Annotated in this window: 20 protein-coding genes; 14 read left to right on the forward strand and 6 right to left on the reverse strand. The window is 66.9% G+C overall.

Features of this window, described 5'->3' with window-relative positions; all coding sequences use genetic code 11:
- Nucleotides 1–8 precede the first annotated feature (8 nt).
- Together FIU91_RS02085 and FIU91_RS02090 are read right to left on the reverse strand one after the other, a co-directional pair.
- Nucleotides 9–560 (reverse strand): aspartate carbamoyltransferase catalytic subunit, encoded by a 552-nt coding sequence (locus FIU91_RS02085; protein ID WP_254702018.1) that lies wholly within the window; start codon nt 558–560, stop codon nt 9–11.
- On the reverse strand, nt 557–1,507 hold the full coding sequence (locus tag FIU91_RS02090) for an aspartate carbamoyltransferase catalytic subunit (protein WP_152461230.1): 951 nt from the start codon (nt 1,505–1,507) through the stop codon (nt 557–559). Before FIU91_RS02090 ends, FIU91_RS02085 begins: the two co-directional genes overlap by 4 nt.
- Nucleotides 1,508–1,625: 118 nt before the next feature.
- On the opposite strand from FIU91_RS02090, the gene FIU91_RS02095 reads away from it, so the two are divergent.
- The 4 genes from FIU91_RS02095 to FIU91_RS02110 all read left to right on the forward strand — a co-directional run bounded on the left by FIU91_RS02095 (nt 1,626) and on the right by FIU91_RS02110 (nt 7,970).
- Nucleotides 1,626–2,426 (forward strand): uracil-DNA glycosylase, encoded by an 801-nt coding sequence (locus FIU91_RS02095; protein WP_371418233.1) that lies wholly within the window; start codon nt 1,626–1,628, stop codon nt 2,424–2,426.
- Nucleotides 2,423–2,965: a molybdenum cofactor biosynthesis protein B gene (gene moaB, locus FIU91_RS02100; protein WP_152461231.1), complete on the forward strand. Its 543-nt coding sequence runs from the start codon at nt 2,423–2,425 to the stop codon at nt 2,963–2,965. Before FIU91_RS02095 ends, moaB begins: the two co-directional genes overlap by 4 nt.
- A 148-nt stretch (nt 2,966–3,113) precedes the next feature.
- The gene (locus FIU91_RS02105; RefSeq protein ID WP_152461232.1) at nt 3,114–4,580 is read left to right on the forward strand and encodes an efflux RND transporter periplasmic adaptor subunit; all 1,467 of its coding nucleotides are present in this window, start codon (nt 3,114–3,116) and stop codon (nt 4,578–4,580) included.
- Between the two features lie 3 nt (nt 4,581–4,583).
- A complete protein-coding gene (locus FIU91_RS02110) occupies nt 4,584–7,970 on the forward strand; it encodes an efflux RND transporter permease subunit (RefSeq protein WP_152461233.1) in 3,387 nt (1,128 codons plus the stop codon).
- Between the two features lie 4 nt (nt 7,971–7,974).
- On the opposite strand, the gene FIU91_RS02115 is transcribed toward FIU91_RS02110, so the two are convergent.
- A complete protein-coding gene (locus FIU91_RS02115) occupies nt 7,975–8,784 on the reverse strand; it encodes a protein-disulfide reductase DsbD domain-containing protein (RefSeq protein ID WP_152461234.1) in 810 nt (269 codons plus the stop codon).
- 97 nt (nt 8,785–8,881) lie between these two features.
- Here FIU91_RS02115 and FIU91_RS02120 point away from each other — a divergent pair, with 97 nt between their 5' ends.
- Nucleotides 8,882–9,472, forward strand: a complete 591-nt coding sequence (locus FIU91_RS02120) for a YqgE/AlgH family protein (RefSeq protein WP_172975049.1) — start codon at nt 8,882–8,884, stop codon at nt 9,470–9,472.
- A gap of 2 nt (nt 9,473–9,474) precedes the next feature.
- Here FIU91_RS02120 and FIU91_RS02125 read toward each other — a convergent pair whose 3' ends face one another.
- The gene (locus FIU91_RS02125) at nt 9,475–10,410 is read right to left on the reverse strand and encodes an L-threonylcarbamoyladenylate synthase (RefSeq protein WP_152461236.1); all 936 of its coding nucleotides are present in this window, start codon (nt 10,408–10,410) and stop codon (nt 9,475–9,477) included.
- A gap of 149 nt (nt 10,411–10,559) precedes the next feature.
- On the opposite strand from FIU91_RS02125, the gene FIU91_RS02130 reads away from it, so the two are divergent.
- The 4 genes from FIU91_RS02130 (at nt 10,560) to FIU91_RS02145 (ending at nt 14,168) form a co-directional block, all read left to right on the forward strand.
- Nucleotides 10,560–12,275, forward strand: coding sequence for an acyl-CoA dehydrogenase (locus tag FIU91_RS02130; RefSeq protein WP_152461237.1), 1,716 nt, complete (start codon nt 10,560–10,562; stop codon nt 12,273–12,275).
- Nucleotides 12,272–13,309, forward strand: coding sequence for an MBL fold metallo-hydrolase (locus FIU91_RS02135; protein WP_152461238.1), 1,038 nt, complete (start codon nt 12,272–12,274; stop codon nt 13,307–13,309). Before FIU91_RS02130 ends, FIU91_RS02135 begins: the two co-directional genes overlap by 4 nt.
- Before the next feature lie 92 nt (nt 13,310–13,401).
- On the forward strand, nt 13,402–13,536 hold the full coding sequence (locus tag FIU91_RS02140) for an aa3-type cytochrome c oxidase subunit IV (protein ID WP_093011540.1): 135 nt from the start codon (nt 13,402–13,404) through the stop codon (nt 13,534–13,536).
- A gap of 14 nt (nt 13,537–13,550) precedes the next feature.
- Nucleotides 13,551–14,168 carry a hypothetical protein gene (locus FIU91_RS02145; protein ID WP_254702019.1) on the forward strand — a complete coding sequence of 206 codons (618 nt, stop codon included), beginning with the start codon at nt 13,551–13,553 and terminating at the stop codon, nt 14,166–14,168.
- A gap of 3 nt (nt 14,169–14,171) precedes the next feature.
- Here FIU91_RS02145 and FIU91_RS02150 read toward each other — a convergent pair whose 3' ends face one another.
- Together FIU91_RS02150 and FIU91_RS02155 are read right to left on the reverse strand one after the other, a co-directional pair.
- Nucleotides 14,172–14,504 carry an AzlD domain-containing protein gene (locus FIU91_RS02150; RefSeq protein ID WP_093011543.1) on the reverse strand — a complete coding sequence of 111 codons (333 nt, stop codon included), beginning with the start codon at nt 14,502–14,504 and terminating at the stop codon, nt 14,172–14,174.
- Nucleotides 14,501–15,214, reverse strand: a complete 714-nt coding sequence (locus FIU91_RS02155; RefSeq protein ID WP_093011546.1) for an AzlC family ABC transporter permease — start codon at nt 15,212–15,214, stop codon at nt 14,501–14,503. The genes FIU91_RS02150 and FIU91_RS02155 overlap by 4 nt, the downstream gene beginning before the upstream one ends.
- 55 nt (nt 15,215–15,269) lie before the next feature.
- On the opposite strand from FIU91_RS02155, the gene FIU91_RS02160 reads away from it, so the two are divergent.
- Genes FIU91_RS02160 through glp form a run of 5 tightly spaced genes read left to right on the forward strand, consistent with a single transcriptional unit; the run spans nt 15,270 to nt 19,822 of the window.
- On the forward strand, nt 15,270–16,163 hold the full coding sequence (locus tag FIU91_RS02160) for a formate dehydrogenase accessory sulfurtransferase FdhD (protein ID WP_152463613.1): 894 nt from the start codon (nt 15,270–15,272) through the stop codon (nt 16,161–16,163).
- On the forward strand, nt 16,160–16,636 hold the full coding sequence (locus tag FIU91_RS02165; protein ID WP_093011553.1) for a hypothetical protein: 477 nt from the start codon (nt 16,160–16,162) through the stop codon (nt 16,634–16,636). The genes FIU91_RS02160 and FIU91_RS02165 overlap by 4 nt, the downstream gene beginning before the upstream one ends.
- Nucleotides 16,633–17,241, forward strand: a complete 609-nt coding sequence (gene mobA, locus FIU91_RS02170; RefSeq protein WP_152461239.1) for a molybdenum cofactor guanylyltransferase MobA — start codon at nt 16,633–16,635, stop codon at nt 17,239–17,241. Before FIU91_RS02165 ends, mobA begins: the two co-directional genes overlap by 4 nt.
- A complete protein-coding gene (gene mobB, locus FIU91_RS02175; protein ID WP_093011559.1) occupies nt 17,238–17,729 on the forward strand; it encodes a molybdopterin-guanine dinucleotide biosynthesis protein B in 492 nt (163 codons plus the stop codon). The genes mobA and mobB overlap by 4 nt, the downstream gene beginning before the upstream one ends.
- Complete coding sequence (glp, locus tag FIU91_RS02180; protein WP_152461240.1) at nt 17,726–19,822, forward strand: gephyrin-like molybdotransferase Glp; 2,097 nt, start codon at nt 17,726–17,728, stop codon at nt 19,820–19,822. Before mobB ends, glp begins: the two co-directional genes overlap by 4 nt.
- Nucleotides 19,823–19,826: the final 4 nt, after the last annotated feature.

The following is a 19,826-nucleotide window of genomic DNA, read 5'->3' on the forward strand; positions in this document are numbered from 1 at the left end:
GCCTGGCCTCACCCGAACAGCACGTAGAAGAGAACACCGAGAAGCGCCGCGCCGATGACGATCAGAATGGCCCTCAGAAGCGGCGAGCCGACCTTGGCGAGCGGGTCTTCCGGCCCCTCGCCGCGTGGCACGGCGCCCTTGACGCTCTGGCTGCGGATGGGCTGAGCCTCGGTCTCCGGCTCGACTTCCGAGAAGGTGCCGATCCAGCGCAGGGGGCTCGCGACGGTCAGGGTCTGGCTGGTATTTCCGAAAGCCTGGCTCGGCAGGATCACCACGTGCCCCTTGAGCCCGTCGATCTGCGTGCGCAATCGCGTGAAGTCCTTCCCGGTCACACCATGCGCCTCGGCAAGGTAATCGGACAGCCGCATCTGCCCAAGATCCTTGATCGCGACGGTTTCCACGAAGCTCGGGCGCAGCTTATCGGCCCCGAGCGCGTAGGAAAGCGGCCATTCCCCGGTGCCCGCCTGTGTGGTGAAGCGATCGACGGCCTCGGGGGGCAGGTCGAGATGAAACAGGCGGGTGACGCCGGTCTCCGTGCCCTTGATGTCCATCTTGGTCATGCCATCACCTCGTTCGGTCGCGCGCGCAGGTTCCGGGCGAGCAGATCGAGCGCGGCCATACGCACCGCGACCCCCATCTCAACCTGCTCCTGGATGACGGAGCGGTTGATGTCGTCGGCAATGGTCCCGTCGATCTCGACGCCGCGATTCATCGGTCCGGGATGCATCACGATCGCGTCGGATTTGGCGAAGGCCAGCTTTTCCGCGTCGAGACCGTAGCGGTGGAAATATTCCCGTTCGGAGGGGATGAACCCGCCATCCATGCGCTCTTTCTGAAGGCGCAGCATCATCACCACATCGGCGTCGCGCAGCCCTTCGGCCATGTCGTGATAGACCTCGACGCCGAACTCCTCGATGCCGGCGGGCATCAGGGTCGGCGGGCCGATCAGGCGCACGCGGTTTTCCATCTTGTGAAGAAGCAGAAGGTTGGACCGCGCGACGCGGCTATGCGCGATGTCGCCGCAGATGGCGACGGTCAGCCGGTGGAGCCGCCCCTTGGCCCGCCGGATCGTCAGCGCATCGAGCAGCGCTTGCGTGGGGTGTTCGTGCCGCCCGTCGCCGGCGTTCAGAACCGCGCAGTTCACTTTCTGCGCCAGAAGATCCACCGCACCCGAATTGGGGTGCCGCACGACCAGAAGGTCGGGATGCATCGCGTTCAGCGTCAGCGCCGTGTCGATCAGGGTCTCGCCCTTCTTGAGCGAGGAGGCCTCCATCGCCATCGACATCACGTCCGCGCCGAGCCGCTTGCCCGCCAGCTCGAAACTCGCCTGCGTGCGCGTCGAGTTCTCGAAGAACATGTTGATCTGCGTGAGGCCCGACAGGATGCCCGACCGCTTCTGCCGTGAGCGGTTGAGCGTGGCATAGCGATCCGCGAGGTCCAGAAGCGTCGTGATCTCGTCAGGGCGCAAGGGCTCGATGCCGAGAAGGTGACGCTGGTCGAAACGCATCGGGGAAGGTGCTCCGCTCGGGGGTGGTCGTGGCGTTATAGGAAGCCCCTGTCACGGCAGCAAGAGGGCGAAACCCGATCGGAAATTCGCCGCCTTCCTGCCGCCTTCGGCGAGGTCTATGCTGCCCCCGATGGATTCGCTCGATTGGCATAGCGCGCAGGCGATGCTCGCCTGGCAGGCGGAGATGGGCGTGACCGAGACGATCTCGGAAATGCCCGTCGACCGGTTTGCCGCCGCGGAGGCCGCGCTGGCCGAGACCGCGGCAAAAGCGACCGCTGCGGTGGCCGGCGCCAGCGTTGCCGAGGCCGAGGTCGACCCCGTGGGGCTGGCGCGGCAGGCGGCGGCATCGGCGGGGGATCTTGCGGCGCTGAAGGCCGCTCTCGGGGCATTCGAGGAATGCGAGCTGAAGCGCGGCGCGCGGAACCTTGTCTTCGCGGATGGCATGCCGGAGGCCCGCGTGATGATCGTCGGCGAGGCGCCGGGCCGCGATGAGGATCGCGAGGGGCGTCCCTTCGTCGGACGCGCGGGACACCTGCTCGACCGGATGCTGGACGCCATCGACATGGGCCGCGCGAAGGATGGTCCGAAGGGTGTCTACATCACGAACGTCCTGCCCTGGCGGCCACCGCAGAACCGCGAACCCACGACCGAGGAAATCGCGATGATGCTGCCTTTCCTGGAGCGGCACGTCGCCTTGGCCGATCCCGACATCCTGATCGTGATGGGCAATATCTCCGCATCCGCGGTGCTTGGAAAGCGCGGCATCACCCGGCTCAGGGGCCAATGGACAGAAGCGATGGGACGGCCTGTCTTGCCGATGTTCCATCCGGCATACCTCTTGCGGAACCCGCAGATGAAACGCGAGGCCTGGGCCGACCTCTTGGAATTGCAGGCGAAACTGGAGACGACAGCGACATGAGCCGTATCGACGAGACGCGCGACTTCATTCCCGTCCGCATCGCGGTCCTGACCGTGTCGGATACGCGCCAGGTCGAGGACGACCGCTCGGGCGACACGCTTGTGGCACGCATCGAGGCGGCCGGGCATGTCCTTGCGACCCGCGCCATCGTGCCCGACGAGCGTGAGATGATCGCGGGGAAGCTCCGCGAATGGTGCGAGAACCCTGATATCGACGTGGTGATCTCCACCGGCGGCACCGGCCTGACCGGGCGCGACGTGACCGTCGAGGCGCATCGCGATGTCTACGAGAAAGAGATCGACGCCTTCGCAATCGTCTTCACCCATGTCTCGATGGCGAAGATCGGCACGTCCGCCGTCCAGTCCCGTGCCACGGGTGGCGTTGCGATGGGCACCTACCTCTTCGCACTGCCGGGAAGTCCCGGCGCCTGCAAGGATGCCTGGGACGAGATCCTGTCGCTTCAGCTCGATTACAGGCACCGTCCATGCAACTTCGTGGAGATCATGCCGAGGCTCGACGAGCATATGCGCCGGAAGTAGCGCGCTCGGCCGAAATTTTTTCGACGGATACCGGTGTCCGCTTCGTAAAAGGGTGGTGAGGTGCGGTCCCGACGCTTTGGAAAAGGTCTCGGGACGGCTACCTTTTAATCAGTGCGGAGGATGATCCTCCGGTCCACGCCGAGGTGCCATGCGGTTTCTAAGACGTTCTCTGACCGGACTTTTTCTCCTGGCAGCCACGCTGGGCCTCTTGGTCTATGCCGGTGCGCTTGTCTGGGGTGCCGTCGAGACGCGCATGGCCGACGAGCCGCGCATCCCCGATGCCGAGGAGCGCGTCTTCTCGGTCAACGTGGTCGAAGCGACGCCGCGCACCGAAACGCCGGTCCTGACGGCCTATGGGTCGGTCGAAAGTCGCCGCACGCTCGAAATCCGGACCGAAGCCGCCGGGCGGATCGTGGAGCTTGCGGAGGATTTCGACGCCGGTCGCCAGGTCGAGGCAGGTCAGCTTCTGGCGCGCATCGACCCTGCGGATGCGGAAGCGGCGCTCGATCGGGCGCGGTCGGCCCTCACCGATGCACGCGCGGAGGCTCGCGATGCGCGCCGCGCGGTGGAGCTTGCCCGCGAGAACCTGGCCGCCGCCGAGGAACAGGCCCAACTCTACGAGCGCGCGTTCGCCCGGCAGCAGGATCTCGTGGACCGCGGTGTCGGCAGCGCCTCGGCGGCGGAGACCGCGGAGCTGCAGGCTTCGACCGCCCGCGCCGCGGTGATCCAGCGCCGCCAATCGCTCAGCGACGCGGAGGCGAGGGTCAGCCAAGCCGAGACCGCCATCTCCCGCACCGAGATCGATGTGGCCGAGGCCGAGCGCCGGCTCGAGGCGACCGAGATCCGCGCGGATTTCGCAGGTGTTCTCAGCGACGTTTCGGTGGTCGAAGGCCGGCTCGTCTCGGCCAATGAACAGATCGCCACCCTGATCGATCCCGACGCGCTCGAAGTGGCCTTCCGTGTCTCGACCCAAGGCTTTGCGCGCCTTCTGAACGAGTCCGGCCGGGTGCGCCCCGCCCCGGTGACCGCGATGCTCGATGTCTATGGCACTGATCTTGTTGCCGAAGGCAGGATCGACCGCGCGAGCCCGCAGGTCGGCGAAGGCCAGACCGGACGGCTCGTCTATGCCCGCCTGACCTCTTCGGCAGGCTTCCAGCCGGGTGATTTCGTCACGGTCCTGGTCGATGAGCCCGATATCGAGAACGTGGTGCGTCTGCCCGCTACGGCTCTTGGCCCGAACGGAGATGTGCTGCTCGTGGGCGCGGATGATCGCCTTGAGGCCGCTGCCGTGGAACTCGTTCGCCGCCAGGGCGACGACATCCTGGTGAGTGCCGGATCGATCACAGGCCGTCAGGTCGTCGCTCAGCGCACTCCGCTTCTGGGGTCGGGCATAAAGGTGCGGGCGCGCAGCATGGCGCCACCGGAGGACGCCGAAGCGCGCGTCGAGGACGACCTGATGGACCTCTCCGAAGAGCGCCGCGAACGCCTTCGGGCGTTTGTCGAAGGCAGCGACCGGATGCCGGATGCGGCCAAGGAACGTATCCTGGCCCAGCTCAGCGAGCCGCGCGTGCCGGCGGCGATGGTCGCCCGGCTCGAAGCGCGTATCGGGGGCTAGGGTATGGACCGTAGCAGAACGCCCTTCTTCGGTCTGTTCTCATACTTCACGCGTCACCGGACCCTGGCGAACCTCCTTCTGGTGTTGATGATCGCCGCTGGCGCCTTTGCGGTGCCGAACATGCGCGCGCAGTTTTTCCCGGACGTCATCGTCGACGAGATCGACATCTCCGTGCGCTGGGACGGCGCGGGCGCGGAGGACGTGGATCAGGGTATCGTGCAGCTTCTGGAGCCTGCGCTTCTGGCGGTGGAGGGCGTCGAGTCGAGCGAGGCGCGATCGCGCGAGGGATCGGCCCGGATCGAGCTCGAATTCCAGCCCGGCTGGGATATGGGGCGCGCGACCAACGATGTCCGGCAGGCGGTCGACAGCGTCACGCAGCTCCCCGAGGAGGCCGACGAGCCCGAGATCAGCCGCTCGACCTGGTTCGACCGCGTGACCGACGTGGTGATCCAAGGCCCGGTCGCGCCGGAGCAGCTTGCCAATTACGCCGATCTGTTCGTCAATCGTCTCTTTGCGGAAGGCGTGACGAATACGACGATCCGGGGCCTCTCCGCTCCGCAGACCATCGTGGAGGTGCCCTCCACCAATCTCATCGCTCACGATGTGACGCTGCGCGAGATCGCGGCGGCCATCGGCGGCGAGGTCGACGCCGATCCGGCGGGCGAGGTGGACGGTGCCAATGCCCGCGTGAGGACCGGGACCGAAAAGCGGAACGCCGACGAGATCGAGACCATCGTTCTGCGCTCCAATCCGGACGGCACGAAGCTGACCGTGGGCGATGTCGCCAATATCCGCGTCGAGGGCGTGACCCGCGAGCGCAGCTATTTCGTGGGCGAGAACCCCGCGATCTCGATCCGCGTCGACCGCACGGCCCAAGGGGATGCCATCGCGATCCAGCGGCAGGTCGAGGAAGTTGCGGCGGAATTGCAGGCGGAGATGCCGGAGGGGTCCTCCATCGACCTCATTCGTACGCGGGCCGAGGCGATCTCGGGGCGGCTCAACATCCTTGTCGACAACGGGCTTATGGGCCTCGGCCTCGTCGTTGTGCTCTTGTTCCTGTTCCTCAATGCCCGCATCGCTTTCTGGGTCGCGGCGGGCATACCGACGGCGATGCTGGCTGCCATCGCGCTGATGTATGTGGGCGGGCTCACGATCAACATGATCTCGCTTTTTGCGCTGATCATCACGCTCGGGATCGTGGTCGACGATGCCATCGTCGTGGGCGAACATGCCGATCACCTCGCGCGGCGCGGGCTCGGACCGGCCGAGGCTGCGGAGACTGCCGCCGCGCGCATGGCGATGCCGGTATTCTGCGCGACCCTGACCACGCTCATCGCCTTCTTCGGGCTCGTGGCCATCGGCGGGCGCTTCGGCGGTCTGATCGCCGACATCCCCTTCACGGTGATCGCGGTCCTGATCGCAAGCCTCGTCGAGTGCTTCCTGATCCTGCCGAACCACATGCGCCATGCGCTGCACCATGCGAATGCGCGCCACTGGTACGATGCGCCGTCGCGCGTGGTGAACCGGGGTTTCCGCTGGGTTCGTGAACGGCTGTTTCGCCCGTTGATGGCGGGGGTCATCGCGGGCCGCTACGTCGTTGTCGCCGCCGTGATCACGCTTCTGGCGAGCCAGGCCGCGCTCCTGATCAAGGGCGATGTGCCTTGGCGCTTCTTCAACGCGCCAGAGCAGGATTCCGTGACAGGCAACTTCGCGATGGCGCCGAGCGCGGGCCGCGAGGACAGCATCGAGCAGATGCGCGCGATGCAGGCGGCAGTGAACGATCTCGCCGCCGACTACGAGGAGCGCTACGGCCGCAGCCCGGTTGCTTACGTCCTGTCGGAGATCGGCGGCAATTCGGGGCGGGGCCTTGCGGGCAGCGATACGAAAGAGCCCGAACAACTCGGCTCCATCGCGATCGAGCTCATTTCGGCGGACCTGCGCCCCTATTCCGCCTTCCAGTTCGTCGGCGAGTTGCAGGACCGCGTTGAGCAGCATCCGCTTGCCGAGACGATCAGTTTCCGCGGCTGGCGGTCGGGTCCGGGGGGCGACGCACTCGACGTGCAGTTCTTCGGCGCCGATGCCGACACCCTGAAGGGCGCGGCCGAGGATCTGAAAACCGCGATGGCACGGTTCCCGGAAGTCTCTGCCGTCGAGGACGACCTTGCCTATGACAAGGACGAGCTGGTGCTCGATCTGACGGCGCGGGGGCAGGCGCTGGGCTTCGACATCGACTCTCTTGGTCAGACGCTTCGTGCGCGGCTTGGCGGCGTCGAGGCGGCGACCTATCCGGTGGGCCCGCGCTCCGCCGCGATCCGGGTGGAGCTGCCCGAGAGCGAGCAGACGGCTGATTTCCTCGAACGGATGCAACTCCGCACACCGGAGGGGCAATACGTGACACTCGCCGATATCGTGCAGGTGGAGCGGGAGGTCGGATTCTCGACCGTCCGGCGCGAGAACGGGATCCGGCTCATCTCGGTCAACGGGGATATCTCGGAGGACGATCCGGCCGCCGCCGCCGAGGTCATGCAGGCACTCGAGGACGAGATCCTGCCGACAATCGCCGCCGAGCGGCAGGTCGATTACCGGCTCTCGGGCCTCTCCGAGCAGGAGGACGAGTTCCTGGCTGACGCGCTCGCCGCCTTGGTGATGGTGCTCCTTGGAATCTACCTCGTTCTCGCCTGGGTCTTCGCGAGCTGGTCGCGTCCGATGGTCGTGATGGCGATCATCCCCTTCGGCCTTGTGGGCACGATTTACGGCCATGCGCTATGGGACGTGCCGATGTCGATGTTCACGGTGGTCGGCCTTCTCGGCATGACGGGAATCATCATCAACGACTCGATCGTGCTGGTGACGACCATCGATGAATATGCCGCGGATCGGGGCATCTTGCCGGCCATCATCGACGGCGCGGCGGACCGGCTGCGGCCCGTGCTTCTGACGACACTGACCACGGTTCTCGGCCTCGCACCGCTTCTCTACGAAGGGTCGAGCCAGGCGGAGTTCCTGAAGCCCACCGTCATCACGCTGGTCTACGGGCTCGGATTCGGCATGGTCCTGGTGCTGCTGGTGGCGCCCGCCCTCATCGCCATCGGAGAGGATTTCGCGCGTGCGAAGGCCAGTGTCCGCAGGGGCCTTCGCTACCGCGATGTGCGGGTGCGCGGCGGGTATCTCGCGGGGCTTGCCGCGCTTGTTGCCTGGCTGGGCGTCACGCTCGGATGGTATGTCGCGACGGGCGCGCTGCCGGTGCCGCTGTCGGCGCTCGTTCCGGGTGCCGGCCTGTCCGCAGCCTTCGCGATCTTCCTGGCGGGGGCCGCGCTGGCCGTGCTCGTCGCCTATGCCGTCGCGGCGCTTATGATCGGGCTTGGCCGGAGAAGGCGCGCCGCGGGCTGACCCCTCAGCGGCTGCAGCCTTCGATCTCGACGGCGTGGCTCGATCCGAGGACCGTGAAAGTCAGGCTCGAGCGGTCGAGGGCGAAGGGCCGCTTCTCGACGTGCCGCACTTCGGCGCGGGTCACGAGCGTGCCGCCCTCGCGGCGGCTTCGCGGCTCTGAGACCCAGAGAAGCGGATTGCCGGTTTCGATCACGACATCCTCACGTGTGCCGGCAGGGTCGACGGCGATCTCGGCGGTCAACGTCATGCCCTTCCCGGAAGGATCGACGCGGCACTCTGCCGACGCGCCACCGACATCTGCCGCCGTGAACGGGCGATCTGCGAGCGCGGCCACGATGGCCGGATCGCGCGGCGACGGTGCGGCGGGCAGTACGGCCGAGAAACTCAGCTCGTGCGGCATGCAGATGTCCTTGCAGATGCCGAGCCGCATATCGCCCGCAAGCCGCACGTCGCCACCCGACGCGGGCCGGATCGCAAGCGGCAAGATCACTTCGTCATGGTAGCCGATGCTGCGCATGCCGCCCTGCTCGAACACGTCCGGGCGCGGCCAGACCACCGACACGCCCGAGAGGTTCGCCGAACCGCGCCAGCCGAATTCAGGGGGAATGCCCGCATCGCCGGGCGCACGCCAATAGGTCTTCCACCCCGGTGCCAGCTTCAGATGCAGCGCGGCCATATGCGTGCCGTCGGCCTGACGCCAACCCGGCCGCAGCTCGGCAGAGACAACCCGGTCGATATCCTGCGCGCCAGCGATACGCGGCGCGGCGGAGAAGAGGCAGGCCGCAGCGGCGGCGAGACAGAGCGATCTGAACATCCAACTTCTGTGCCCCGGTCGTCCTGAAATGAAAAGTCACGTCTCAGCGAAGGTGGCGGTCTTGCCACGCGCCCGGTCGCGCCCCATCCTTGCAGGGATGCAGGATTCCGAGCCCGACACCAGCGACAGCGATCTCACCGGCCGCATGCTGATTGCCATGCCCGGCATGGGCGATGCGCGATTCGACCGCGCGGTCGTTTTCCTGTGCGCCCATTCGGCGGACGGGGCGATGGGCCTCATCGTGAACAAGCCTGCGCCGGGACTCGAGATCGCAACGCTTCTCGAACAGCTCGAGATCGTGAGCGAAGAGGATCGAGCGATCGGCTTCGAGCCCGTCTTCTTCGGCGGTCCGGTCGAGACGGGGCGGGGATTCGTCCTGCACAGCCGCGATTTTCAATCCGACGTGACCTCGCTCGACGTGAACGAGGGCGTGTCGATGACCGCCACGCTTGATATTCTGGAGGAAATCGCCGCCGGACGGGGTCCCGAGCGGCGGCGCATGTGTCTTGGCTATGCCGGCTGGGGGCCGGGGCAACTCGAGGAGGAGTTGCAGCAGAATGGCTGGCTAGTCTGCGATTCTTCCGACGCGCTGATCTTCGGTCAGGATGCGGATGGGATATGGGAGGCCGCGCTCGGCTCTCTCGGTGTCTCCTCGCTGATGCTGTCGGCGGAAGGCGGACAGGCGTAGGCCTAGCGCGGTGCTGCCGCGCGGCTCAGCCGGTCGTTGATCGCGATACCGAGGCCGCGATGGGGCACGGGCGCCACCGCGATGACCTCCCGCCCGGACCGGTCGAGGGCATGCAGATGCGCGAAGAGATTCGCCGCCGCTTCGCTCAGATCCTCGCTTTCCGACAGATTGAGATCGCAGGGCATATCGCCGAAACCGAGCGTCGCCTCCCCGTCCTGCCATTCGGCCGCGTTGAGGCGGAGCGTTGCGCGCGGCGCATAGTGAGAGGGGGTCTGGCCGGGCGCGGAGATCGCCTCGGTATCGCGGCGGGTGAAGACATGCGTGCCCAGCGTGCCCGCGAGCGCCTCGGCGGTGATACCGCCGGGCCGCAGAAGCGTCGGTTTGCCGGTCAAGCCAAGGATCGTCGATTCGAGACCCACCTGCGATGCGCCGCCCGCGACCACCGCATCGATCCGACCGTCGAGCGTGTCGAGCACATGCTCGGCTCGCGTCGGGCTGATCCGGCCCGAGCGATTGGCGGACGGAGCCGCGACACCGCGGCCGAAGGCGGTCAGCAGGCGGCGCGCGACGGGATGCGCGGGCATTCTTATCCCGATCGTGTCGAGCCCCGCCGTCACCAGGCCAGAGACGGGCGCGCCATCGCGCAGCGGCAGGACCAGCGTCAGGGGGCCGGGCCAGTATGCAGCCGCGAGCGCCTCGGCCCGGTCGCTCCACACTGCGAGCGCCTTGGCCTGGTCGAGGCTGGCCACATGGGTGATGAGCGGATTGAAACTCGGCCGGTCCTTTGCGGCGAAGATCGCCGCAACGGCTTTGTCGTTGCCGGCATCGGCACCGAGGCCGTAGACCGTCTCGGTCGGGAAGGCGACGAGGCCCCCTGCGCGCCAGATCTCCGCAGCGCGCACGATGTCCGCCTCGGCCAGGGTCAGACGTTCGGTCATGGTTCTGTCTCCGACGCTCGTGACGCGGCGTTTGTATTGCCCGGACCAGATGGCCGGGCCACCCTTCGCTGCGAAAACATGCGCTATCCTGGCGCGGCGTGGTACTGGATGACCGCCCCGTTGCCAAGATGCGAGAGGAAGCGAAGCCTATGCCCTATACCGCACCCGTTGCCGATTTCCGATTCCTGTTCGAACATGTCGTGGACCTCGGGCAGGTCACCTCGCAGGACCGCTATGCTGATGCCACGGCGGACGTCATCGACGCGATCCTCACCGAGGCGGGCCGTGTCTGCGAAGAGGTGATCGCGCCGACCCGCCGGGCGGGCGACACCGATCCCGCGCGCCTCGAGAACGGCGTCGTTCGCACGAGCAAGGGTTTCAAGGAGGCATATGCCGCGCTGGCCGAGGGCGGCTGGGTGGCCGTTGCGGCCGGGCAGGAGCATGGCGGCATGGGCTTGCCGCAAGCGATGGCGACGGCCGTCAACGACATGCTCTCGGCGGCAAACCTGTCGTTGCAGCTCTGCCCGCTTCTGACGCAAGGCCAGATCGATGCGCTCGAAGCCTGGGGCACCGAGGAGCTGAACGCGCTCTACCTGCCGAAGCTGATTTCCGGCGAGTGGACCGGCACGATGAACCTCACCGAGCCGCAAGCGGGCTCAGACGTGGGCGCGGCGCGGGCCAAGGCAGAGCCCAACGGCGATGGCAGTTTCGCGGTGTCGGGTCAGAAGATCTACATCTCCTGGGGCGATCACGACGTGGCCGAGAATGTCTGCCACCTCGTCCTTGCGCGGCTGCCCGATGCGGCACCGGGCACAAAGGGCCTGAGCCTCTTCATGGTGCCGAAATACATCCCGAACGAGGATGGCAGCCTCGGACCTGCGAACGATCTGCGGGTCGTCTCGCTCGAGGAAAAGCTCGGTTTGCATGGCTCGCCCACGGCGGTCATGGAATATGACGGCGCAAAGGGCTGGCTCGTCGGTGAGGAGCATGGCGGCATCAAGGCGATGTTCACGATGATGAACAATGCCCGGCTCGGGGTCGGCGCGCAGGGCGTGGGCGTGGCTGATGGCGCCTACCAGCACGCGCTGGCCTACGCACAGGACCGCAGCCAGGGCAAATCCAAGATCGAAGGGGCGACGGGCAGCATCGTCGATCACGCCGATGTCCGCCGGATGCTCGCTTCGATGAAGGCCGACACGTTCGCGGCGCGAGCCATCGCGCTGGCTTGCGGTGTCGCGATCGACATGTCCCGCGCCACGGGCGAGGCCGAATGGGAGGCGCGCGCGCAGCTGCTGACTCCGATTGCCAAGGCCTTCGGGACCGAAACCGGCATCCGCGTCGCCAACGAGGGCGTCCAAGTTCACGGCGGCATGGGCTTCGTCGAGGAGACGGGCGCGGCGCAATTCCTGCGCGATGTGCGGGTGACCGCGATCTACGAGGGCACGAACGGCATTCAGGCGATGGACCTCGTGGCGCGCAAGATGATGGATGGCGGCGAGGCGGCGTTCGCGCTTCTCGATGAGATCGAGGCCTTCGCAGAGACGGCCCGCGCGGACATGCCCGACCTGGCCGAACCTGTCTGGCAGGCGACAGAGACCCTGCGCGAGACGGTTGAATGGCTGGTCGCGACGGAGGACATGAACGCGCGCTTCGCAGGCTCCATGCCCTTCCTGATGGGCTTTGCCCGCGTGCTCGGCGGCTACTACCACCTGCGCGCAGCCAAGGCCGATCCGGAGGGCAGCCATGCGCGGCTCGCGCGGTTCTACATCACGCGGCTTCTGCCGGAGCATACGGGCCTTCTGGCTCATGCGCGCGGCGGCGCGGACGACCTCTACGCGATCACGCCCGACGATCTCGCGGCATGAACGCGCCCGCCCGCGGCATACGTTACCCTTGGGAGACGCCGCCTGCCGAGGGCGAGGCGATCGAGGTTGCCGACGGTATCCTTTGGCTGCGCCTGCCGCTGCCGATGGCGCTCGACCACGTCAACGTCTACGCTCTTGACGACGGTGAAAGCTGGACCCTGATCGATACGGGCGTGCATTCGCGCCGCTCGGTCGCGCTTTGGGAGAAGATCCTCGCGGGCCCGCTCGGGGGAAAACCCGTCACCCGCGTGATCCTGACCCACCACCATCCCGATCACGTGGGCATGGCCGGCTGGTTCATGGCGCGCGGAGCCGAGCTTGTGACGACGCGCACGGCGATGCTGATGTCGCGGATGCTGACGCTCGATGAGCAGGAGCGCCCGACGCCCGAGACGCTGCGTTTCTGGCGGCATTGCGGGATGGAGCGGCGGATCTACGATGAACGCGCCGAGACGCGCCCCTTCAACTTCGCCGACATCGTGCACCCGATCCCGCTCGGATATACGCGGATCAAGGAAGGCGACCGCCTTCATGCTGCGGGGCGAGACTGGGACGTGCGGATCGGCAACGGCCACGCGCCCGAGCACGCGACACTCTGGTCGACGGACGGCACGTTAATCCTTGCAGGCGACCAGATCCTGCCCTCGATCAGCTCGAATATCGGTGTCTACGCGACAGAGCCCGAAGCCGATCCGGTCAGCGACTGGATCGAAGCCTGCGAGCGGCTGAGCGCCCATGCCACGACCGAGCAGCTTGCGCTCGGCGGGCACAAGCTGCCGTTCCGCGGGGTGCCGACGCGGCTGCGCCAGCTCATCGACAACCACCACGGCGCGCTCTCGCGGCTCGAGGACTTCCTGTCGGAGCCGCGCACGGCTGCGGAGTGCTTCCCGCCGCTCTTCATGCGCCGGATTTCAGACGGCGAATACGGGCTCGCTCTCGTGGAAGCGATGGCCCATTGCCTGCACCTCTGGCACGAGGGCCGGGCCGAGCGGATCGTCGGCGAGGACGAGGCGTGGCGGTTCCGCGCCATCTGACGGGCCTGCGGCGGAATGGCCGCGCGCTGTATCGTGACACGCGCGCTCGAATCCGCTAATCCCCGCCCGAACGACATTTGGAAGGACGCGTCATGGCTGAGCACAAGCACGGCGAGATGGATACAACCGAGCAGCAGAAGACCTTCGACGGGTTCGTGACCTTCACGATCCGCACGGTCATCGTCATCCTCGTGGCGGTGGTTCTCCTGGCGATTTTCAACGCCTGAGGATTCATCGCGCAATGATCCGTTGCTTACGTTTCGGGCTGGCTGCCCTCGGTTTGGCGGCCCTGTCCGCCTGTGCGCCGCAGGGGCAGGGGCCGGATGCGAGCCTTGAAGAGGTCAGCCGCGCGGTCTATCGCCATGACGGGCCGCCGGCCCTGACGCTCTATACGATGGTGTCGAACCGGTCGGGTGAGGGCGCGCATACCAGCCTGATGATCAATGCCTCGCAGCGGGTGATCTTCGACCCCGCGGGATCCGTGTCGAGCGATCGCATCCCGGAACGGGGCGATGTCCTTTACGGGATTACGCCGCAGATCGAGGATTTCTACGAACGCGCCCATGCCCGCGAGACCTATCACGTGGTGATCCAGCGCGTCGAAGTGCCCCCAGAGGTCGCGGAGCAGGCGCTGCAACTTGCGATGCAGAACGGCCGGGTGGGGCAGATGTTCTGCACCTCGGCCACGGCTGGTATCCTGAAACAGCTTCCGGGGTTCGACGGCATCCGCTCGACCTTCTTCCCGACCGCCCTTTCAGAGCAGTTCGCGAAGCTGCCGGGCGTCGAGACACGGCGGGTCTACGAGACCGATGGCGACGACAAGGGCGAAGCCATCGCCGAGTTCGAGGCCGAACTCTAAGGCTCAGCCGAAAAGGCCGAGCCCGATCCCCAGGATCGCCGCGCCCGTCAGCATCGCCGCGATGACGTTTTTCGTGACGTAAGCCACGGCCAGTGTCGCCATGCCTGCGGAAAAGCGCACCGGTTCAAATTCGCCGCCCGCGCCCCGCGGCCAGAGGATCAGCGGCGCAATCAGAGCGGGCAGGATCGCGACGGCCGTGTACCGCAGGTGCCGCAGCGCCCATTCGGGCAATTCGCGGTCGCCGACGAGGCCCAGGAATACGAAGCGCAGCCCGAAGCTGCCGATCCCGAGCCCTGCGATGATGAGCCAGAGGGTCGTTCTGTCGATCTCGATCATGCCAGCTTCCTCTGCATCATGCGCCGTTCGGCTTCGGCCCCGGCGATCATGCCCGACAGGCCGCCCGCGATGAGGCCGAGATTGAAGGGCAGCCAGGCAAAGAGGATCGCGGCCAGCGCGCCGACCAGCGCCGCGACCACGTGCGGCCCGGTGCGAAGCATCGGTCCGATCATCGCAAGAAACGCGATGGGCAGTGCGAAATCGAGCCCGTATCCGGTCGAGATCGCCCCGCCCGCCAAGGCTCCGATCAGGGTCGCGACGTACCAGATCGGGCAGATCGGCGTGACGACACCCATGAAGTAGGCGAACCGTTGTCCGGCGCTTTCCGCAGGGTGGCGTTCATAGTCGAGCGCGGCGCAGGCATAGACCTGGTCGACAAGGAAATAGGCCGCGATGGCGCGCTTCCAGATCGGCAGCTTGCCGAGATAGGGCGTCATCGACGCCGAATACATCGCCATCCGAAGATTGATCGCGAGCGCCGAGCCGAGCACGATGAAGGTCGGCGCTTCATCCTGCAGAAGCTGCAGCGCGGTGAACTGCGCCGCGCCCGCGATCACCACGACCGAAAAGCCGAGCGCCTCGGCGACCGACAGGCCCGCCTCGGTCGCCAGAACCCCGAAGAGCATGCCGAACGGCACGATGACCAGCAGGAACGGCAGTCCGTCCCGGACGCCGCGCCGATAGCTTGACATTGCGTCTGAACCCGCCATGACTCCTGCCCCGATCCTGCGCCTCGTTTGGAGGCTTACGCCCGCGACAGGGAATGTGCAATTGCCAGGCAAGCTCGACCATCAAAGCCGCTATATCATCGCCCCCGACCCTGGTCGCGCGGGTCTCACGAGGCGGGTGACCGGCACCGATCAGACCGGCGCGGAGGTCGAGATCCCGGTCGTCGAGGAACGCCCCCTGACGATCTATCTCAATTCTCAGGAAATCGTGACCGCGATGACGATCGGGGATTATCCCGAATATCTCGCGGTCGGTTTCCTGCGTAACCAGGGTATGCTCGGGTACGCGGAGACGATCACCGGCATCGACTTCGACGAGGAACTGGAAACGGTCGTCGTTCGCACCGCCTCCGCGACAAGCTACGAGGACAAGCTGAAGAAGAAGACCCGCACCTCGGGATGCGCGGTGGGCACTGTCTTCGGCGACATGATGGAGGGGCTGGCGGATGTGACGCTGCCGGCGACGGAGCTGCGCACGTCGTGGCTCTACGCGCTGGCCCACGAGATCAACACGACGCCGTCGCTATACCTTGAGGCGGGCGCGATCCACGGCACGGTGCTTTGCCACCAGGACCGGCCGCTCGTCTACATGGAGGATGTCGGACGGCACAACGCGGTCGACAAGATCGCGGGCTGGATGTTCCTCGAGAATGTCGATCCGGCGGACAAGATCCTTTACACGACGGGCCGGCTGACGTCCGAGATGGTCATCAAGACCGCGCTCATGGGCATCCCGGTTCTCGCGTCGCGGTCCGGCTTTACGGCCTGGGGCGTCGAGATCGCGCGCGAAGTGGGGTTGACCTGTATCGGCCGGATGCGCGGCAAGCGCTTCACCTGCCTCTCCGGGGCGGAGCGGCTCCTGCGAGATGCCGACCCTGACGCTGTGCCCGAGGAAAGCGCGAAATCGCGCCGTAAAGGCGCAAGCGCATGACCGCGCCCCGAGGCGGAGCCGCCGAGCAGCACGCAGAGACGATGCCGCGTCTTGATCCCGCGCATCAGGAGGCGGTGGGAGCCGCGCTTGTCTTCATTGCGGAGAAGCAGCGGGGCGACTGGCACTCGGTGGCCTCGGTGGTGCTGACCGCCTCGGGCGCCCGCTATCTCGGTCTCAATCTCGACAGCACATTGCCCCGCGCGAGCGTCTGCGCCGAACCGGTCGCGCTCGGCATGGCGATGGCGGCGGACCCGGACGATCCCGTGACCTTCGTCGCGGCGGTCAATCGGCGCGGCGAGGTGATCCCGCCCTGCGGGCCATGCCGCGAGCTGATGCTCGACTATGCGCCGCGCGCGTTGGTCGCGATCCCCGAAACCCACGGGCCGGAGACGCGCGGGCCCGGGCGGTTCGTGGCGGTCGAGATGGCGGCGCTGATGCCGACCGCCTACAAACACGACCGGAGAAAGCCATGAGCGCGCCCCTGGGTGTCATTCTCGCCGGCGGTCGCGCAACGCGCATGGGCGGCGGCGACAAGGGCCTGCTCAAGGTTGGCGGGCGCACGCTCCTCGCGCATGTGATGGAGAGGCTCGCGCCGCAGGTCAGCGGTATGGCACTGAATGCCAACGGCGATCCGACGCGTTTCGATGCGCTGGGCCTCGATGTGCTGCCGGACACCGTGTCGGACTATCCCGGCCCGCTCGCGGGGGTGCTCGCCGGGCTCGACTGGGCCGCGGGAAAGGGTGCGGACCGGATCGTGACCGTCGCTGCCGACACGCCCTTCTTTCCCCGCGATCTTGCCGCGCGTCTCGAAGACACGGGCACTGGCATGGCGCATCCGCTCGTCCTTGCAGCGACGCCCGATTCAGACCGGGGGCAAGTGCGGCACCCGACCTTCGGCCTCTGGCCGGTGGCGCTCCGCGACGATCTGCGCGCCGCGCTGGAAGACGGTGTGCGAAAGGTCGTGATCTGGACCGACAGGCATGGCGGGCGCGAGGCGCTGTTCGAGGGAGAGGGCGAGCCGTTCTTCAACGTCAACACGCCCGAAGACCTCGTGCGCGCCGGGGAGATCGCGCCATGAAGCTCTACGGTGTCACGGGTTGGAAGAACTCCGGCAAGACGGGCCTGATGGAGCGGCTCGTGGCGGAAATCACGGCACGGGGCTTTTCCGTCTCCACCGTCAAACACGCGCATCACAGCTTCGACGTCGACCAGAAAGGGCGTGACAGCTATCGCCACCGGGAGGCCGGCGCGCGCGAGGTGCTGCTGTCCTCGCGCAACCGCGTCGCGCTCATGACCGAACTCAGGGGCGAAGAGGAGCCTACGCTCGAGGCTCTGCTCCAGCGTCTCGCGCCGGTCGATCTTGTGCTGATCGAAGGTTACAAGCGGGACCGCCATCCCAAGATCGAAGCGCATCGCGCCGAGACCGGGCAGCCGCTGATCGCCCCCGAGGACGAGACGATCCGCGCCGTCGCCTCGAATACCCGCCCGGACGTGGACCGTCCGCTTTTCGATCTCGACGACACGGCGGCGATTGCGGATTTCATCCTTCGCGAGGTGGGGCTGTGACGGGCTTTGACTCATTTCTCGTTGCCGATTGGTCAGCGGCGCAGGGAGTCCGGCGGGCTGGAAAGGACGCAATTTGGATCGCCCTTGCCCAAGACGGGGCTGTGGAGCCTGCACGTCATTTTCCGACGCGGCTCGACGCCGAGGCATGGATCGCGGAGACAATCCGCGCAGAGATCGCTGCAGGTCGCAGGGTCTTGGCTGCCTTCGACTTCCCTTTTGGCTATCCCACAGGCGTTGCGGAGATCATCTGCGGTGCTGCTGATCCGCTCGCACTCTGGGATTGGCTCGCGGCGCGAATTACCGACGATGCGCGTGGGCGCAACAACCGCTTTGCCGTCGCCGAAGAGATCAACGCGCTTTTTCCGGGCGAGGGGCCATTTTGGGGCAAGCACAATCGGGACGCATATCCCGGCATCCCCTATGGCGGGCGGTCCCGTACCGCGGAAGTGAGTGAGAAGCGGGCTTGCGATATTTCGGCCAAGGCTTCTTCGTCAGTTTGGCAATTGGCATTCCCGCCAACGGTTGGAGGTCAGGCGCTCATGGGCATGCCGATGCTCTCACGCCTACGCCGGATACAGGGCTGCGCCGCCTGGCCTTTCGAGGCATGGCAGGAGGCGCAGGCGGTCCTGACCGAGATCTGGCCGGGGCTTATCGAACCGGCCGTGCGCGCGTCAGACGATTTGCGCGACCGTGCTCAGGTGGAGGGCCTGGCGCGCGCTCTTTCTCGACTGCCGTTAGACGAGCTTGAGCGGATGATGGACATTGAGGCGTCGGAGGAAGGCTGGATCCTTGGTGCGGGACACGGCGAGAGATTGACCGATCTCGCCCGTCCCACTTCGCTCCGCCCGCCGCCCCTGCGCAACGATTGCTTCGCCTTGCCCGCCGGTGTCGACTGGACGCCCGTCGACACCGCGCTCGCTCTTCTCAGGGAGCGCCTGCATCCGGTGACGGGGACAACGAAGTCGGGGCTCTTCGAGGCGGAAGGACGCATCCTTGCCGAGGACGTGATCGCCCGCCGCGCGAACCCGCCGCATCCCAACACCGCCGTGGACGGCTACGGGTTCGCTGCGGCATCGGTCGGGGCAGGGGACGTGGTGCTGCCTCTCGTCCAAGGACGGGCGGCAGCTGGCGCGCCGTTCGAGGGACCGGTGCCCAGAGGCTCGGCGCTCCGCGTTCTGACCGGCGCGGATCTGCCCGAGGGCGTCGATACGGTCGTTCTCGACGAGGATTGCAGCGTCGGAGATGGCCGCGTCGCGTTTCGGGGCGGGGTCAAGCCCGGTGCGAATACCCGCAAGGCCGGCGAAGACGCAGGCGAGGGCGACCGCGTGCTGAGCGCAGGGCGGAAGCTGACCGCGCCCGATCTCGCCCTTGCCGCCGCTGTGGGTCACAGCACCCTCCCGATCCGCGAGAAGCTGCGCGTTGCGGTTCTGTCCACCGGGGACGAGTTGACCGAGCCCGGCGACGTGCCGGGTGCGGGAGGTATCTTCGACGCGAACCGGCCGATGCTTCTCTCGACGCTTGCGCGTTGGGGGCATGTGCCCGTCGATCTCGGACGTATCCCCGATGACCGCTCGGCGGTTGCCGCCGCATTCGACCGCGCGGGCCGGGACGCGGACGTTCTTCTGACGTCTGGCGGCGCGTCGGCCGGGGACGAGGACCATGTCTCTGCGCTCCTGCGCGAGGCCGGGGCGATGCAGGAATGGCGGATCGCGCTGAAACCGGGGCGCCCGCTGGCGCTCGGCCTCTGGAACGACATTCCCGTGTTCGGCCTGCCGGGAAATCCCGTCGCCGCCTTCGTCTGCACGCTGATCTTCGCGCGGCCCGCCTTGACGGTTCTCGCAGGCGGCAATTGGGCCGAGCCCCAGGGGTTCGAGATCCCCGCCGCTTTCGAGAAGCGCAAGAAGCCCGGACGGCGGGAATACCTGCGTGCGCGGATGCGCGACGGGCGTGCCGAAGTGTTCCCGTCCGAAGGGTCGGGCCGCGTCTCGAGCCTCTCCTGGGGCGAAGGGCTCGTCGAGATCGAGGATGGCGAGCGCCATATCCGGCCCGGCGATCCGGTCCGGTTCATCCCTTACGGATCGTTCGGCCTCTGACGCG

The organism is Roseivivax sp. THAF30, from assembly GCF_009363575.1.
Classification (GTDB): Bacteria; Pseudomonadota; Alphaproteobacteria; order Rhodobacterales; family Rhodobacteraceae; genus Roseivivax; species Roseivivax halotolerans.

Excerpts from the sequence above, each read along its gene's own strand:
- FIU91_RS02085 (WP_254702018.1), bottom strand. The coding sequence starts at position 560 with ATGACCAAGATGGACATCAAGGGCACGGAGACCGGCGTCACCCGCCTG.
- FIU91_RS02090 (WP_152461230.1), bottom strand. The coding sequence starts at position 1,507 with ATGCGTTTCGACCAGCGTCACCTTCTCGGCATCGAGCCCTTGCGCCCT.
- FIU91_RS02095 (WP_371418233.1), top strand. The coding sequence starts at position 1,626 with ATGCTGCCCCCGATGGATTCGCTCGATTGGCATAGCGCGCAGGCGATG.
- moaB (WP_152461231.1), top strand. The coding sequence starts at position 2,423 with ATGAGCCGTATCGACGAGACGCGCGACTTCATTCCCGTCCGCATCGCG.
- FIU91_RS02105 (WP_152461232.1), top strand. The coding sequence starts at position 3,114 with ATGCGGTTTCTAAGACGTTCTCTGACCGGACTTTTTCTCCTGGCAGCC.
- FIU91_RS02110 (WP_152461233.1), top strand. The coding sequence starts at position 4,584 with ATGGACCGTAGCAGAACGCCCTTCTTCGGTCTGTTCTCATACTTCACG.
- FIU91_RS02115 (WP_152461234.1), bottom strand. The coding sequence starts at position 8,784 with ATGTTCAGATCGCTCTGTCTCGCCGCCGCTGCGGCCTGCCTCTTCTCC.
- FIU91_RS02120 (WP_172975049.1), top strand. The coding sequence starts at position 8,882 with ATGCAGGATTCCGAGCCCGACACCAGCGACAGCGATCTCACCGGCCGC.
- FIU91_RS02125 (WP_152461236.1), bottom strand. The coding sequence starts at position 10,410 with ATGACCGAACGTCTGACCCTGGCCGAGGCGGACATCGTGCGCGCTGCG.
- FIU91_RS02130 (WP_152461237.1), top strand. The coding sequence starts at position 10,560 with ATGCCCTATACCGCACCCGTTGCCGATTTCCGATTCCTGTTCGAACAT.
- FIU91_RS02135 (WP_152461238.1), top strand. The coding sequence starts at position 12,272 with ATGAACGCGCCCGCCCGCGGCATACGTTACCCTTGGGAGACGCCGCCT.
- FIU91_RS02140 (WP_093011540.1), top strand. The coding sequence starts at position 13,402 with ATGGCTGAGCACAAGCACGGCGAGATGGATACAACCGAGCAGCAGAAG.
- FIU91_RS02145 (WP_254702019.1), top strand. The coding sequence starts at position 13,551 with ATGATCCGTTGCTTACGTTTCGGGCTGGCTGCCCTCGGTTTGGCGGCC.
- FIU91_RS02150 (WP_093011543.1), bottom strand. The coding sequence starts at position 14,504 with ATGATCGAGATCGACAGAACGACCCTCTGGCTCATCATCGCAGGGCTC.
- FIU91_RS02155 (WP_093011546.1), bottom strand. The coding sequence starts at position 15,214 with ATGGCGGGTTCAGACGCAATGTCAAGCTATCGGCGCGGCGTCCGGGAC.
- FIU91_RS02165 (WP_093011553.1), top strand. The coding sequence starts at position 16,160 with ATGACCGCGCCCCGAGGCGGAGCCGCCGAGCAGCACGCAGAGACGATG.
- mobA (WP_152461239.1), top strand. The coding sequence starts at position 16,633 with ATGAGCGCGCCCCTGGGTGTCATTCTCGCCGGCGGTCGCGCAACGCGC.
- mobB (WP_093011559.1), top strand. The coding sequence starts at position 17,238 with ATGAAGCTCTACGGTGTCACGGGTTGGAAGAACTCCGGCAAGACGGGC.